This window comes from Kribbella sp. NPDC055110 (assembly GCF_053607525.1).
Map to the genome: position 1 here is coordinate 23,503 of NZ_JBSGTS010000007.1, position 15,084 is coordinate 38,586.

Annotated in this window: 11 protein-coding genes; 7 read left to right on the forward strand and 4 right to left on the reverse strand. The window is 69.0% G+C overall.

What is annotated here, in order from left to right; translation table 11 throughout:
• The first annotated feature begins 91 nt into the window (after positions 1-91).
• Positions 92-1,474, forward strand: coding sequence for a hypothetical protein (locus ACWF0M_RS13100; protein ID WP_452235858.1), 1,383 nt, complete (start codon positions 92-94; stop codon positions 1,472-1,474).
• A gap of 287 nt (positions 1,475-1,761) precedes the next feature.
• On the forward strand, positions 1,762-4,464 hold the full coding sequence (gene topA / locus ACWF0M_RS13105; protein WP_452235859.1) for a type I DNA topoisomerase: 2,703 nt from the start codon (positions 1,762-1,764) through the stop codon (positions 4,462-4,464).
• 6 nt (positions 4,465-4,470) lie between these two features.
• On the opposite strand, the gene ACWF0M_RS13110 is transcribed toward topA, so the two are convergent.
• Positions 4,471-4,884 carry a hypothetical protein gene (locus ACWF0M_RS13110; RefSeq protein ID WP_452235860.1) on the reverse strand — a complete coding sequence of 138 codons (414 nt, stop codon included), beginning with the start codon at positions 4,882-4,884 and terminating at the stop codon, positions 4,471-4,473.
• A gap of 104 nt (positions 4,885-4,988) precedes the next feature.
• On the opposite strand from ACWF0M_RS13110, the gene ACWF0M_RS13115 reads away from it, so the two are divergent.
• The gene (locus ACWF0M_RS13115) at positions 4,989-5,420 is read left to right on the forward strand and encodes a Fur family transcriptional regulator (protein ID WP_452235861.1); all 432 of its coding nucleotides are present in this window, start codon (positions 4,989-4,991) and stop codon (positions 5,418-5,420) included.
• Between the two features lie 66 nt (positions 5,421-5,486).
• A complete protein-coding gene (locus ACWF0M_RS13120; RefSeq protein WP_452235862.1) occupies positions 5,487-8,261 on the forward strand; it encodes a glycoside hydrolase family 2 TIM barrel-domain containing protein in 2,775 nt (924 codons plus the stop codon).
• Between the two features lie 93 nt (positions 8,262-8,354).
• On the opposite strand, the gene ACWF0M_RS13125 is transcribed toward ACWF0M_RS13120, so the two are convergent.
• The 3 genes from ACWF0M_RS13125 to ACWF0M_RS13135 all read right to left on the reverse strand — a co-directional run bounded on the left by ACWF0M_RS13125 (position 8,355) and on the right by ACWF0M_RS13135 (position 10,644).
• Positions 8,355-8,762 (reverse strand): type II toxin-antitoxin system VapC family toxin, encoded by a 408-nt coding sequence (locus tag ACWF0M_RS13125; RefSeq protein ID WP_452235863.1) that lies wholly within the window; start codon positions 8,760-8,762, stop codon positions 8,355-8,357.
• The gene (locus ACWF0M_RS13130) at positions 8,759-9,034 is read right to left on the reverse strand and encodes a type II toxin-antitoxin system Phd/YefM family antitoxin (protein ID WP_452235864.1); all 276 of its coding nucleotides are present in this window, start codon (positions 9,032-9,034) and stop codon (positions 8,759-8,761) included. Before ACWF0M_RS13130 ends, ACWF0M_RS13125 begins: the two co-directional genes overlap by 4 nt.
• A gap of 197 nt (positions 9,035-9,231) precedes the next feature.
• Positions 9,232-10,644: an aminotransferase-like domain-containing protein gene (locus ACWF0M_RS13135; RefSeq protein WP_452235865.1), complete on the reverse strand. Its 1,413-nt coding sequence runs from the start codon at positions 10,642-10,644 to the stop codon at positions 9,232-9,234.
• A 63-nt stretch (positions 10,645-10,707) separates the two neighbouring features.
• Here ACWF0M_RS13135 and ACWF0M_RS13140 point away from each other — a divergent pair, with 63 nt between their 5' ends.
• Genes ACWF0M_RS13140 through ACWF0M_RS13150 form a run of 3 tightly spaced genes read left to right on the forward strand, consistent with a single transcriptional unit; the run spans position 10,708 to position 14,999 of the window.
• Positions 10,708-11,799 (forward strand): pyridoxal phosphate-dependent aminotransferase, encoded by a 1,092-nt coding sequence (locus tag ACWF0M_RS13140; protein ID WP_452235866.1) that lies wholly within the window; start codon positions 10,708-10,710, stop codon positions 11,797-11,799.
• A gap of 9 nt (positions 11,800-11,808) precedes the next feature.
• A complete protein-coding gene (gene tmk, locus ACWF0M_RS13145) occupies positions 11,809-13,794 on the forward strand; it encodes a dTMP kinase (protein ID WP_452235867.1) in 1,986 nt (661 codons plus the stop codon).
• Complete coding sequence (locus ACWF0M_RS13150; protein ID WP_452235868.1) at positions 13,791-14,999, forward strand: DNA polymerase III subunit delta'; 1,209 nt, start codon at positions 13,791-13,793, stop codon at positions 14,997-14,999. Before tmk ends, ACWF0M_RS13150 begins: the two co-directional genes overlap by 4 nt.
• Positions 15,000-15,084: the final 85 nt, after the last annotated feature.

Below are 15,084 nucleotides of genomic sequence, written 5' to 3' on the forward strand. Positions count from 1 at the left end.
TCACCGGCCCCGGATTGTCATCAGGTCAGCTTCATCAAGTTGAGACGGTGTCGCTATCACGGAGTGAAACTCCCCGATGACGATGAGTCGCATGACGAACAGGCGTCCCAGCAGCCCCAGCAGTCACGTCTTCACCAGGCGTCACGTCCTGTCGGCAGGTCTGCTGGCCGGACTGGCGGCCGGCGTCGCAGCCGCGACACCGGGCCTGGCGCAGGCTTCGCCGTTCGACCCGGACCGCCTCGGCCCCGACCGCCTCGCTCCTGACCGTCTCGGCGGGATCCGTTCGGCGGGTGATCCCGATTTCCACCCGGTGCGGTTTCGGCTGCCACAGCCGACTGGGCGGAAGGCGCTCGGGACGACCGCGATCCACCTGATCGACCGCTCCCGCCCGGATCCGAGCATGCCGAGCGGCCGGCGCGAGCTGATGATCAGCCTCTGGTATCCGGCCGGCATGTTCGGGGCAGCACCGTTCGCGAAATACATGCCGCCAAGGACCGCAGTCGAGGTGGACGACACTTGGACGAGTGATTACGGGCTCGCCCTCCCGAGCGGCTCGTTCGACTTCGCGAACACCGAGACGCATGCGCGCGTCGACGTACCGATGCAGCGGTTCCGGCATCCCGTCGTACTGTTCTCGCCCGGGTATCAGTACAGCCGCTTCGTGAACACCGCGCAGGTGGAGGATCTGGTCGGTCGGGGGTACGTCGTGGTGACGATGGACCACTCGCACGAGACGCCGGTGGAGTTCCCCGGCGGGCGGTTCCTGCCGGGCGCACCGACGGCAGAACCGGCTGATCCAGACGAGATCCGGAAGGCGCTCGTGACCCGGACCGCGGACGCGCGCTTCGTGCTGGACGAGTTGGAGCGGCTCGCCGGCGGCCAGAACATCGATGCCGGAGGCAAGGATCTGCCCAGCGGGCTCGCGGAGGGGCTGGATCTGCGCAAGATCGGCATGTTCGGGTTCGCGCTCGGTGGGTACACGGCCGCGAACACGATGCTCGAGGACGAGCGGGTGCTGGCCGGGATCGACCTGGACGGCACGTTGCAGGACGACCGGCTCAAGGGGCCGCTCGGTGAGGTCGCGGAGCGGGGACTGGACCGTCCGTTCCTGCTGTTCGGTTCGGCCGAGACGCAGCGGACCGATCCAGGTAAGGAGTACTACGACAAGTCGTGGGCGAGTTTCTGGGCGGCGCAGCGCGGCGGGAAGCTGAACCTGACATTGGGCAGCACCAAGCAGCGGGCCTTCACCGACTACCAGTTCATCTTTTCGCAGCTGTTCCATGAGATCTACGGCGAGGACCCGATCATCACGTCGGTGATGAAGGCGCTCGTGGGCAGCGCGAAACCGGCGCGCAGCGTGCTGGCGCAGCGCGAGTACGTCGCCGCGTTCTTCGACCAGACGCTGCGTCGCCGACCGTCCCTCCTGCTGCGTGGAGACTCCTCCAAGTTCCCCGAGGTCCGGTTCGCCCGCTGAGACGGCGTACTCTCGTTGGGCGCCCCAGGGCAGTCTGTGGCAGTCTCGCGACGCGCGGTGACGGTGGGTTGTTCGACACTTTCTGGAACCCTGAGAGGCATGAAGGGGGCCGCAGCGGTTACCGTGCGTTGAGAAATGCGTTGCCGTCGGCCGTACCCTGTCCTCGGACGGGGTCGGTCTGTGCCCGGGGGAACAGACGACGGAGTAGGGGCGTTGTCGGCAGGACGAGAGTAGGGAGCGCAGTGGCAGGGGCAGCAGGGACGAAAACAGCCGTAGGGACCCGTCTCGTGATCGTGGAGTCGCCGAAGAAGGCGCGGATGATCGCGGGTTTCTTGGGGTCCGGGTACGTGGTGGAGTCCAGCTTCGGCCACATCCGCGACCTGCCGAGCGGGGCGGACGAGATCCCCGCCAAGTACAAAGGTCTCCCGTGGGCCCGGCTGGGCGTGAACGTCGACGACCACTTCGACCCGTTGTACGTCGTGCCCGCCGACAAGAAGGCCCAGATCCGCAAGCTCAAGGACCTGCTCAAGGACGCCGACGAGCTCTTCCTGGCGACAGATGAGGACCGCGAGGGCGAGGCGATCGCCTGGCACCTGCTCGAGGAACTGAAGCCGAAGGTCCCGGTCAAGCGGATGGTCTTCCACGAGATCACCCCGAAGGCGATCCAGGAAGCGGTCGGCAACGCCCGGGACATCGACGAGGCGCTCGTCGACGCCCAGGAGGCGCGCCGGATCCTGGACCGGCTGTACGGGTACGAGGTCTCGCCGGTGCTGTGGAAGAAGGTCATGCCGAAGCTGTCGGCGGGCCGGGTGCAGTCGGTCGCGATCCGGATGGTGGTGGACCGCGAGCGTGAGCGGATCGCCTTCCGCAGCGCGTCGTACTGGGACCTCGATGCGACCCTCGACGCCGGTGAGAGCCGGACGCCGCGGCAGTTCGGTTCCCGCCTGGTCTCGGTGGACAGCAAGCGGGTGGCCCAGGGCCGCGACTTCAGCTCGGTCGGTGAGATCAAGAGCGCGAACACGGTCCACCTGGACGAGCAGACCGCGACCGCGCTGGCGTCCGCGCTGCGCGACTCGCAGTTCACCGTCCGGTCGATCGAGTCCAAGCCGTACACCCGCCGGCCGTACGCGCCGTTCCGGACCACCACGCTGCAGCAGGAGGCCGGCCGCAAGCTCGGCATGTCCGCGTCGCAGACCATGCAGGTCGCCCAGCGGCTGTACGAGAATGGCAACATCACCTATATGCGTACCGACAGTGTCACGCTGTCGGACACCGCGATCACCGCGGCCCGGGCCCAGGTCCGGGAGCTGTACGGCGCGTCGTACCTGCCGGACAAGCCGCGCGTCTACACCTCCAAGGTGAAGAACGCCCAGGAGGCGCACGAGGCGATCCGGCCGGCCGGTGAGGTCTTCCAGACTCCGGCGCAGACCGGTCTGAGCGGTGCCGAGTTCCGGCTCTACGAGCTGATCTGGATGCGGACGATCGCGTCCCAGATGAAGGACGCCGCAGGGAACAGCGTGTCGATCAAGATCGACGCGACCGCGTCCAGCGGCGAGAAGTGCGAGTTCACGTCGTCCGGCCGGGTGATCACGTTCCACGGGTTCCTCAAGGCGTACGTCGAGGGGCAGGACGACCCGTCCGCCGGGAGCGACGACCAGGAGACCCGGCTGCCGAACGTCGAGGAGGGCGACGTCCTGCCCGCGATCGACGTTGCCGCCTCGGGGCACGAGACGAAGCCGCCGGCGCGCTACACCGAGGCGACGCTGGTCGGCGGGCTGGAAGAGCGCGAGATCGGGCGGCCGTCGACGTACGCCTCGATCATCGGCACGATCCAGGCCCGCAAATACATCTACAAGAAGGGCCAGGCGCTGGTTCCGGCCTGGCTGGCGTTCGCGGTCGTCCGGCTGCTCGAGGAGCACTTCACCCGGCTGGTGGACTACGCGTTCACCGCGACGATGGAGGACGTGCTCGACGAGGTCGCGGCCGGTGACCTGCAGCGCGAGGGCGTGCTGTCCCGGTTCTACTTCGGCGACGACGACCTCGAGGGCCTGAAGTCGATGGTCACCGACCTGGGCGACATCGACGCCCGGGAGATGTCGACCTTCGGCGTCGGCGGGGACGACAGCGGGATCGTCGTCCGCGTCGGGCGGTACGGGCCGTACGTCGAGGACAAGGACGAGCGGCGCGCGAACGTGCCCGAGGACCTGCCGCCGGACGAGCTCACCGTCGACAAGGCGAAGGAGCTGCTGGAGCAGCCGTCGGGCGTCGAGCACGAGCTGGGTACGGCGCCGGACAGCGGTCTGCGCGTGGTGGCGAAGGCGGGCCGGTTCGGTCCGTACGTGACCGAGGTACTGCCGGAGGACGCGCCGAAGAGCGCGAAGCCGCGGACCGGGTCGCTGCTGAAGTCGATGACGCTGGAGTCGATCGGGCTCGACGACGCGATGAAGCTGCTGTCGCTGCCGCGCGTGGTCGGGAAGGACCCGGAGTCCGGTGACGAGATCACCGCGCAGAACGGGCGCTACGGGCCGTACCTGAAGAAGGGCACGGACTCGCGGTCGCTGTCGTCCGAGGAGCAGATGTTCGACATCACGCTCGAGGAGGCGCTGGCGATCTACGCCGAGCCGAAGCAGCGGGGCCGGCGGGCCGCCGCGCCGCCGCTCAAGGAGCTGGGCGAGGACCCGGAGTCGAAGAAGCCTGTGGTGGTGAAGGAGGGCCGCTTCGGTCCTTATGTCACCGACGGGGAGACGAACGCGACGCTCCGCAAGGACGACTCGGTGGAGACCATCTCGCTGCTGCGCGCGGCCGAGCTGCTGGCGGAGAAGCGCGCCCGCGGTCCGGTGAAGCGTGTGGCGAAGAAGGCTCCTGCCAAGAAGACCGCGGCCAAGAAGACGACGACTGCTGCGAAGAAGACTGCGGCGAAGAAGACGGTGGCCAAGAAGACCGCCGCAAAGAAGACGACCACCAAGAAGACAGCCGCGAAGAAGAGCTGACCGGCCTCAGCCGCCGAAGCTGCTGAAGCCGCGGATGATGAAGTAGAGCACGAACGCGAAGAACGCAGCGAAGAGGATCGCGACCGGTACCGCCACCCACAGCGGCGGCCGCCGGGCGCGGAGCGAGGCGCCGGTGGTCTGGCTGACCACCTGCTTTGCGACGACGCGGCCGTTGCGCCACTTGCCGGCGACGGTCACCTGCTCGCCGTCGGCGACCTGACCCTCCAGCGACACCCCGCGCAGCTCGACCAGCGCGGGCTGCAGCAGCTTCCCGACGGAGTCGTGCTGCTCGAGCTGGAAGGTCAGTACTTGGACGGACCCGTTGTCGCCGCGCAGCTCGGAGCGGAACTGCACGTTCCGCACCACACCGCTCAGCTCGGCGGCGCCGCGGCGTACGACGGCATTCGACTGATCACTCATCGCAGTTCCCCAAGGTGTGAGACGTCGTACGCGGAAAGTACATTGGTTTGGGTGCTCACCGGGCGACGGCTCGGTAGCTGAAGCCCGATTGCAAAGGAGCGCGGATGACGAGTGCGGTCGAGGTCAGCGCGCAGCGGTTGCGGGAGCGGGGGGAGCGGGTCACGCCGGCGCGGCTTGCGGTGGTCGAGGTGCTGGCGGGGACCGAGGAGCATCTGAGCGCCGAGCAGATCGGTGAACGCGCCGAGCAGCTCCGCCCGGGCATCCACCGCGCCACCGTCTACCGGGCGCTCGACGCGCTGGGTGAGTTCGGTCTCGTCACGCACGTGCATCTGGGCCGGGCGGGTACGACGTACCACCTGGCCGGGGACCTCGCGCCGCGACACCTGCACCTGCGCTGCTCCGAGTGCGGCACCGTGTACGACGCTCCCGGCGACGTGCTCGAGTCCGCCCGCAAGAAGCTCGCCCGCGAACTCGGCTTCCACCTCGCGCCCGAACAGGTGGCCCTCGTCGGAGTCTGCAAGAACTGCCAGGGCTGAGGCACTCTGTCCATATCTGTTCATCGGTGTGGATTCATGAACAGAGTTGGCTTAGGGTCGACTCCTGTGACGGACTATGTCGAGGACTTTGCTTCCGGGTCGAACGTGCTGGCGCCGCGGGCCTGGCTGGATGACGACTCCGGGCGCGTGCCGCTCAGCGGGGACTGGAGCTTCCGGCTGTCCCCGACCGTGGCGGACGCGCCGGACGACCTGAAGGACCCGGACACCTCCGGCTGGGACACCATCGCGGTGCCGGGCCACTGGCAGCTGAACGGGTACGGCGCGCCGGCGTACACGAACGTGGTCTACCCATTCCCGCTCGAGCCGCCGTACGTGCCGACCGACAACCCGACCGGCGACTACGTCCGGACCGTGACGGTGCCGGCGGACTTCGAGGGCGCGCGGATCGTGCTCCGGTTCGAGGGCGTGGACTCGCGGTTCGCGGTGTACGTGAACGGCGAGCTGGTCGGCTGGTCGTCGGGATCGCGGCTGCCGTCGGAGTTCGACGTCACGTCGTTGGTTGCTCCGGGCAAGGAAGCGCGGATCGCGGTACGGGTGCACCAGTGGTCGGCCGGTTCGTACGTCGAGGACCAGGACATGTGGTGGCTGTCCGGGATCTTCCGTGAGGTCAACCTGCTCGCACTGCGACCGGACGCGCCGACGGACGTCTTCGTCAAGGCCGCGTGGGACCACATCGACGGCGCCGGCACGCTGCTCGTCGAGTCCGACGTACCGGGCACGGTGTCGGTGCCTGAACTGGGCCTCGAGGTGGCGACGGGTGAGCATGTGCGCGTCGAGGGTGTGCAGCCCTGGAGCGCCGAGGTGCCGCGGCTGTACGACGCCGTACTGCGGACCGCGGGCGGTGACGTCCGGCTGCGGATCGGGTTCCGGACCGTCGCGATCGTCGACGGGATCTTCACCGTCAACGGCAACCGGGTGCTGTTCAACGGCGTCAACCGGCACGAGTTCCACCCGGACCGGGGCCGCTCGCTGACCGAGCAGGACATGCTGGACGACGTACTGATCATGAAGCGGGCCGGGATCAACGCGGTCCGCACCAGCCACTACCCGCCGCACCCGCACTTCCTCTCGCTGTGCGACTCCTATGGCCTCTATGTGATCGACGAGTGCGACCTCGAGACGCACGGGTTCGGATACGAGCCGCAGCCGCCGAAACTGCCGAACCCGGTGATGGACGAGCGGTTCCGCGACGACATGGTGCTTCGGATGCGCCGGACCGTCGAGCGGGACAAGAACCACCCGTCGATCGTCCTCTGGTCGCTCGGCAACGAGTGCGGGATGGGTTCGAACCTCAAGGACATGTACGACCTGGTGAAGGAGCTCGACCCGTCGCGGCCGGTGCACTACGAGCGCGACACCGAGGCGGAGTTCGTCGACATCTACTCGCGGATGTACACCTCGCCCGAGGGGTGCGCGGAGATCGGCGCGGACACCTCTCTGTATCGGAACCTGCCCTTCATTCTGTGTGAGTACGGGCATGCCATGGGGAACGGGCCGGGCGGGCTGCTCGACTACCGCGAGGTCTTCGAGAAGTACCCGCGCTGCCAGGGCGGATTCATCTGGGAGTTCATCGACCACGGTCTGCGGACCACGATCGACGGGCGCGAGGTCTACGCGTACGGCGGGGACTTCGGGGAGTCGATCCACGACGGGAACTTCGTCTGCGACGGACTGCTGTTCCCGGACCGGACGCCGTCGCCCGGGATGCACGAGTACATCAAGGTGATCGAGCCGCTGCGGATCGTTGCTGACGGCAATCGTGTGTCGATCACCAACCGGTACGAGGTTCTCGACACGGGCCACTTGAGCTTCAGCTACGTCGTGGAGACCGAGGGCTCGCAGGTGGACGGTGGGACCTTGTCGGTTCCGGTGATCGCCGCCGGTGAGACCGTGACGGTTGAGTTGCCGTCGGTGGATGCGTCGCGGCCCGAGACCTGGGTGACCGTGACGGCTTCTTTGACCGAGGCGACGCCGTGGGCCGAGGCCGGGCACCGCATCGCCTGGGGCCAGATCCGGCTGGACGAGCCGGCTCGCCCAGCGGGGGTGGGTGCTGCGGGTGGCGCGCCGGTGACTGATGGCGTGGCTGGGGTTGACGGGATCACCGTTGCGGGTGTGAAGAACGCTCGGCTGGAGGTTTGGCGGGCCCCGATCGACAACGACGCGATTCCTGGTGTCGCGGCGACGTGGCGTGAGGAAGGGCTGCACCGGGTGCAGCACCGGATCGTGTCGCAGGGTGAGCGCGACGGGGCCTGGGAGGTCGTCACCCGGACCGCGCCGCCGCAGTTGCAGTGGGGCCTGCGCAGCACCTGGCGCTGGACCTCTGTCGACGACGGCGTGGTGCTGGAGTTGAGCGTCGTACCGGAAGGGCTGTTCCCGGAAGTGCTACCGCGGCTCGGCATCACGTTCGAACTGCCGAAGGTGCAGCAGGTCGAGTGGTTCGGCACCGGCCCGAACGAGGCGTACGTCGACACGCGCGCGGCCGCCGCGGTGGGTAAGTACTCCGCCACGGTCGCCGAACTGCAGACGCCGTACGTCCGCCCGCAGGAGAACGGCCACCGCATCGACACCCGCTGGGCCACGCTCGACGGCCTGCGGATCGAGGCCGTCGACCAGCTCTTCGGCCTGACCGTCCGCGACTGGACGTCGGCCGACCTGGAGAACGCGACCCACACCGCGTTCCTCACCCCGGGCGACACCACCCACGTCACCATCGACATCGCCCAAACCGGCGTAGGCACCGCCGCCTGCGGTCCCGCCCTCCCCGACCGCGACAAACTCAAGACCGCCCCCGCCACCCTGACCCTCCGCTTCAAGCCCTGACACGAACCGCCACGCAGGCAGAACTGCCCGTTCGAGCGCGAAAACGGGCAGCACGCCGACTTCTGCCTGCGTGGGCGCCCGGTTCGCCCGCGGTCAGCCCGCACCCGGCGCAGCGGTCGCGAGACCTGCGTCGGCTGCGGCGGCCAGTAAGCGCTTGTCATAGGTGACGAGGGCGGTCAGCGGAAGCCCGTCGAGGACGAGGGTCTGGGCGCTCGCGAGGTGGATCGCGTCGAGGGTCCGCAGCAAGGGGTCCGAGTACGCGGCTGCTGTCGCCAGGACCGTGTCGTCAACGGGAACCCGGTCGAGTCTGGCCAGCACGGTTGGAACTGCGGAAAGCCGGCCGGGATCCGTTCTGCGCAAGGCCCGGGGAACCTCGGTGAGGACCAAGGCCGACGCCACGAGCTCCTTGTCTGTCTGTGCGGCCAGCCAGGCGTGCAGGGCAGCCGTCTCCTTCTCGGGCCGGACCAGCTTCACGATCGCGGCCGAGTCGAGGTAGATCACAAACGCTCCTCGCGAAGGTCCGAGACGACGTCGGTGGAGTCGATCGACAGATCCGGATCACCTGGCGGAAGCGGTAGTGGTCCTGGATCGCTCGCGGGGATCAGCCGGCCACGGCGAACCAGGTCGGCGCGGATGCTGGTGTTGTCGTCGATCGGCACCAGGCGAGCTGCTGGGCGGCCGCTGACGGTGATCTCGAGGGACTCGCCGTTCGCAACCCGCGCCAGGACGGCGCTGGTGTGCTGATTGAGCTCGCGTACTGGAATGCTCTCCATGGAACCAAGTGTAGAACGCCATGTTCTACACCCGCCAGTCAGCTTGCGCTGGTTTAGCGCGGGTCGTCTCGGTCGGCGGTGCGGGTGGGCGGATCTCCGCCACTCATCAAGGGGCGCTGGGTGGGTGCGGTCACGCTCAGCCGCGGGGCGTGGGCGACCGGAGGAGCGGGTTGGTGAGTGGCTGGGGTCCGCTCGGCTCAGATTGCGATGGATGGGCGGGGGTGGGGGCGGGTCGTGGGTGGGTGATAGGCCGCCCAGGCGCGGGTCAGGCGGTGGACTGCTTCGGTGAGGTCGTTCGGGCGTGCGCGGAAGTGCAGGCGGACGTGGGCGTCGCTGTTGCCGGTGACGTCTAGGCCGGAGCCGGGGAGGATTGCCAGGCCGTGGCGGAGGGCGGTCTGGGCGAAGGACGTGCCGTCTCCGTACGGGAGGTGCGCCCAGAGGCACTGGCCGCCAGTGACTTTCGGGATGTCCCAGGTTGGCAGGTGCTGCGTTAGCAACCCGCGTAGATGGTCGTGGCGGGACTTAAGCATGGTGGCGAGGGCGGGCGCGTCCAGTAGCGGTAGTAGGTGTACGGCGGCCAGTTGGGTTGGGACGTTGCCGCCTAGGTCGTGGACTGCGCGGAGGCGGGCCAGGCGGTTGATGAGGGGTGGGGTTGCGCGGATCCAGCCGATGCGGAGGCCGCCCCAGATGCTTTTGCTGAGCGAGCCGATCGAGATCACGGAGTCGCCGTACGCCGCCATCGGCGTGGGCAGCGCCTCACCTGGGAACCCGAGGTCGGCCGGTACTTCGTCCTCGATCACCGGGATGCCCGCGCCGGCCACCCGTTGACGTGCGAGTGCGGACATCACCGAGCCGGTCGGGTTCTGGTACGTCGGGATCACGTACGCAAGCGCGGGCCGCCGCTCCCGGATCGCCGTCTCGAGGCCTTCGAGTCCCACCGGCAGACCACGCAGTACGGCGCCTTCCGCGCGGAACACCTCCAGCGCGCCCGGGTACGTCGGCGCCTCGACGAGTACAGGGTCCCCAGGTGAAAGCAGCGCATGCCCGAGCAGTGAAAGCGCCTGCTGGCCCCCGTTGGTCACCAGGATCTGCTCGTAAGCAGTCGGTACGCCGCGAGCCGTGTAGCGATCCGCCAGCGCCTCGCGGAGCGCCAGGTGCCCGTACGGGTAGTAGCCGATGTCGTCGGTGATGCGGGCGAGCTTTGGTGCGATCGCGGCGAATGCCTCCGCCAACTGCGGCGGCGGATCGCCCGGTGCGGCACAGATGGCCAGCAGTACGTCGTCGTCCCGGGCCTCCAGCGAGTCCAGGAAGATGGGATCGACCGGCGCGTCCTCGGGCGGTACCTCGGACGGAACGCCCGCGACCCGTGTCCCGCTGCCCTGCTTCCGCGCGATCCGCCCTTCGGCCCGGAGCAGGTCGTAGGCGGCGACCACCGTCGTACGGCCGACCGCCAGAGCACCAGCCAGCGCGCGGTCCGGCGGCAGTAGCACGCCCTGCGGTAGTTCGCCGTCGTCGATCAGTTGCCGCAGGCGGGCCGCGAGCAGCACGTACAGCGGGCCGCGGCCGGACGACCAACGGCCCAACCGGTCGACTACCTCGATTGGTCTCATCTGCGAACCAATTCTGCCGGATTGGCTCTCCACCGACCAGCCCGAGTCCAGAACGATGGCGGTATGCCGACCTTCCCGAGCAATCCGATCATCTCCCTGACCGCCGAGCAGCCGCGGCACGAACTGGGCGAGAGCTACGGCCCGGACCTCCGGCTCGCGGACCTCCTCACCCCGGAGCTGGGCGACCTAGAACTCGGCTACGGCACGGCTGCCGGCGACCTTCGGCTCCGTACGGCGATCGCGGACCGGCACGGCGTACGGCCCGAGGACGTGGTCGTCACCGTCGGCGGGATGCACGGGATCTTCCTGCTCGCCTACCTGCTGGAGGGAGAGGTGGTGACGACGGCGCCGCAGTTCCCGATGACGCGCAATGCGTTCGACACGGTCGGTGCTTCGGTACGGGTCGTGCCGCTGACCTTCGACGAGGGCTACCGGCTGACTGTGGACGCGGTGCGCGCGCAGTTGACGTCGGAGACGCGGCTGGTCAGTTTGGCGACGCCGCAGAACCCGTCCGGTGTCGCCGTACCGCAGGAGACCCTGCGCGAGATCGTGGATGCGATGAGCGAGGTCTGTCCCGATGCGTATCTGATGGTGGACGAGACCTATCGGATCGCGTCGTACGGCGACGATCCGGTCGCGGACACGGCGCTCCGGCTCGGGCCGAAGGTGGTGTCCGTCGCGTCGCTGTCGAAGTGTCACGGGGCGGCCGGGTTGCGGATCGGGTGGGTGATCAGCACCGACGGCGGGCTGGTCGAGCAGTTGACGACGGCGAAGTTCAGCACGGTGGTTTCGGCGTCCACGGTCGCCGAGGCGCTGGCGATTCGCGTGTTCGAGGAGGAGGACCAGATCCTCGCCGTACGGCGGCCTTGGCTGGAGCAGAACCTTCTGATCACGCGGGACTGGGTGAACGCGAACAGTGAGCTGGTCGAGTGGGTTCGGCCGGACGCGGGGACGTTGTGTGTGATCCGGCTCAAGCCGTCGGTCGATCTCGAGCGGTTCCGGCGTGCGGCGGCGGAAGGGGGCGTCCGGCTGGCCGCGGGGGACTGGTTCGGGGACGAGCCGCGGGTGTTCCGGCTCGGGTTCGGCTTCCTGCCGGCGGGTGAGTTGAAGGCCGCACTGGATGCGCTGCGCGAGGCTGTCCACGCCGCCCACTAGGCTGGCGGTGTGCCGGAGGTTTATGACCCGCTGACTGATCCTGCACCGGCGCACGATGTGCGGGCGGTGTTGCGGATCCGGGCGTTCCGGCGGCTGTGGATCGCGTTCGGGCTGTCGAGCCTGGGTGACTGGATCGGCCTGCTGGCGCTGACCGCGATGGCGAAGTCGTTCGCCGGCGACAACTACCAGGCGGCCAACTTCGCGATCGGCGGCGTGCTGTTCCTGCGCGTGCTGCCGGCGCTGGTGATGGGCCCGGTGGCGGGCTGGATCGCGGACCGGCTGGACCGGCGCTGGACGATGATCGTCGGCGACCTGGTCCGGGCCGCCTTCTTCGTCAGCATCCCGATCGTCGGCACGCTGACCTGGGTGCTGGTGGCAACGGTGCTGATCGAGATCGTCAGCCTGATCTGGGGTCCGGCCAAGGACGCCAGCGTGCCCAACCTGGTGCCCCGGCACCGGCTCGAGGCGGCCAATCAGCTCAGCCTGATCACGACGTACGGGACGGCGTTGCCGGCCGCTGTCATCTTCACCGCGATCACGCTGGTGTCGCGCTGGGCCGGCGACTTCGCGATCGACCTGGCCGTGTACGTGAACGCCGCGACCTTCGTCATCTCGGCGTTCGCGATCGTGTCGGTCGCCGAGATCGGCCGCGCGATCCACGAGCACGAGGACCATCCGACGCTGTGGCGGACGATGGTCGAGGGCTGGTCCTATGTCACCGGCACTCCGGTGGTTCGCGGTCTCGTGGTCGGGATCTCCGGCGCGTTCGCGGCCGGTGCGGTCGTGATCGGCCTCGGCCGCACGTACGTCGAAGGGCTGGGCGCCGGCGACCCCGGGTACGGCGTGCTGTTCGGTGCCGTGTTCGGCGGTCTCGCGCTCGGCATGGGGTTCGCGCCGCGGATCTTCTCCGGGCTGTCCCGGCGCCGGCTGTTCGCGGCCGGGCTGGTCGGGTCGGGGATCTGCCTGGCCGGGCTGGCGTTGATCCAGCAGATCGAGATCGCCACGATGATCGCGATCCTGCTCGGGTTCTGCGCCGGCGGCTCGTGGGTCTCCGGGTACACGTTGCTCGGTCTCGAGGTGCCGGACGCCGTGCGCGGGCGGACGTTCGCGTTCGTCCAGTCCGCCGTCCGGACGGTGCTCGCGATCACGCTGGCGATCGCGCCGTTCGCCGCGGGTGCGATCGGGCGGCACACGTGGACGATCGGCGGCCGTTCGGCGACGTACAACGGCGCCTCGCTGACGATGGTCGCGGCGGCGGTCCTGGCCGGCGTGATCGGCCTGCTCGCCTGGCGGCAGATGGACGACCGCCCGGGCGTTCCGTTCTGGCGCGACGTCCGGCGCAGTTTCGGCAAGACCCGCGGCGACTATCCGACGACCGGCCTGTTCATCGCGCTCGAGGGCGGCGAGGGTGCCGGCAAGTCGACCCAGTCCGCGATGCTCGTGAATTGGCTGGAGGAACAGGGCCAGCAGGTGCTGCTGACCCGCGAGCCCGGCGCGACCGACCTCGGCAAGACGCTGCGGCAGATCGTGCTGGACCCGGCGACCGGTGACATCTCGCACCGCGCCGAGGCGCTGCTGTACGCCGCCGACAAGGCCGAGCACGTCGACTCGGTGATCAAGCCCGCGCTGAAGGCCGGCGCGGTCGTGATCACCGACCGGTACGTCGACTCCGCGCTCGCGTACCAAGGCTCCGGCCGGGACCTGGACCTGTCCGACGTCGAGCGGGTGAATCGTTGGGCCACCAACGATCTCCGCCCGAACCTCACGATCCTGCTGGACCTGCCGCCGACCAGCGGGCTCGGCAGGTTCAAGGAGCGGGACCGGATCGAGGCGCAGTCCGACGCTTTCCACGAGCGGGTGCGGAACGCGTTCCTCGAGCTGGCCGCCGCCGAGCCGCAGCACTACCTGGTCCTCGACGCGAGCCAGGACCGTGAGGACATCGCGAAACAGATCCGCGCCCGACTCCAACCGATGCTTCCCAAGGTGGGCCTATGAGTGTCTGGGACGACCTGGTCGGGCAGGAGCCCGCGGTCGCCGTACTGCGGAGGGCCGTCGACGGAGCTGCCGCCGTACTGCGGGGCGAGCGCGGTCCCGCTGTTGCCGGGATGACGCACGCGTGGCTGATCACCGGGCCACCCGGATCCGGCCGGTCGAACGCGGGCCGGGCGTTCGCGGCCGCATTGCAGTGCGCGAACAACGGCTGCGGCGAGTGCAACGAATGCCGTACGGCGCTCAGCGGCGCGCACCCGGATGTGTCGCTGATCCGCACCGAACTGCTGTCGATCCGGGTCAGCGAGGTCCGTGAGCTGGTCCGCCGGGCCGCGATGAGTCCGACACAGGGCCGGTGGCAGGTGATGGTCGTCGAGGACGCGGACCGGCTCACCGAGCAGGCCGCGGACGCGTTGCTGAAAAGCATCGAGGAGCCGTCGCCGCGGACCCTCTGGGTGCTGTGCGCGCCGACGGTCGAGGACGTCGTACCGACGATTCGGTCGCGCTGCCGGCTGCTGGTGCTGCGGACGCCGCCGGTCGCCGCGGTCGCGGAAATGCTCAGCCGGAAACTCGACATCAGCCAGGATCTGGCCTGGTTCGCGGCGCGGGCCGCGCAGGGGCACATCGGCCGGGCGCGGGCGCTGGCCCGTGACGAGGCGGTCCGGGAGCGGCGCAACAAGGTGCTCGAGGTGCCGTTCGCGCTGCGCGATCTCGGGGCCTGTCTGAAGGCGGCGCAGCAGCTCGTCGAGGCGGCCAAGGAAGAGGCCAAGGCCAGCGCCGAGAAGGTCGACGAGAAGGAGCGGGCCGCGCTCGAGCAGGCGCTCGGCGTCGGCACGAAGGGCGCCCGGCCGCGCGAGGCCAACGCGGCGCTGAAGGAGCTCGAGGACCAGCAGAAGGCCCGCGCGAAGCGGTGGGAACGCGACGTTCTGGACCGTTCGCTGGTCGACCTGATGGCGCTCTACCGGGATGTGCTGGTGGTGCAGACCAGGTCCGGCAGCGAGTTGATCAACGCCGAGCTGCAGCGCAACATCGAGCAGCTCGCGAGCCGGACGACGCCGGAGCAGACGGTCCGCCGGATCGACGCGATCGCGATGTCCCGGGACGCGATCGAGGCGAACGTGGCGCCGCTGATCGCGCTCGAGGCGATGACTGTCGGTCTGTTCGAGGGCCGCAGCGACGGCTTCACGATCCCGAGGCGTCCGCAGCGCTGAGTCGTGCATCACGGACGTCCGATAACTGGGCAGAACCTGTAACACCGAGACCAGCGGGTCCGATGACTGGGTGACGGGCGGAACA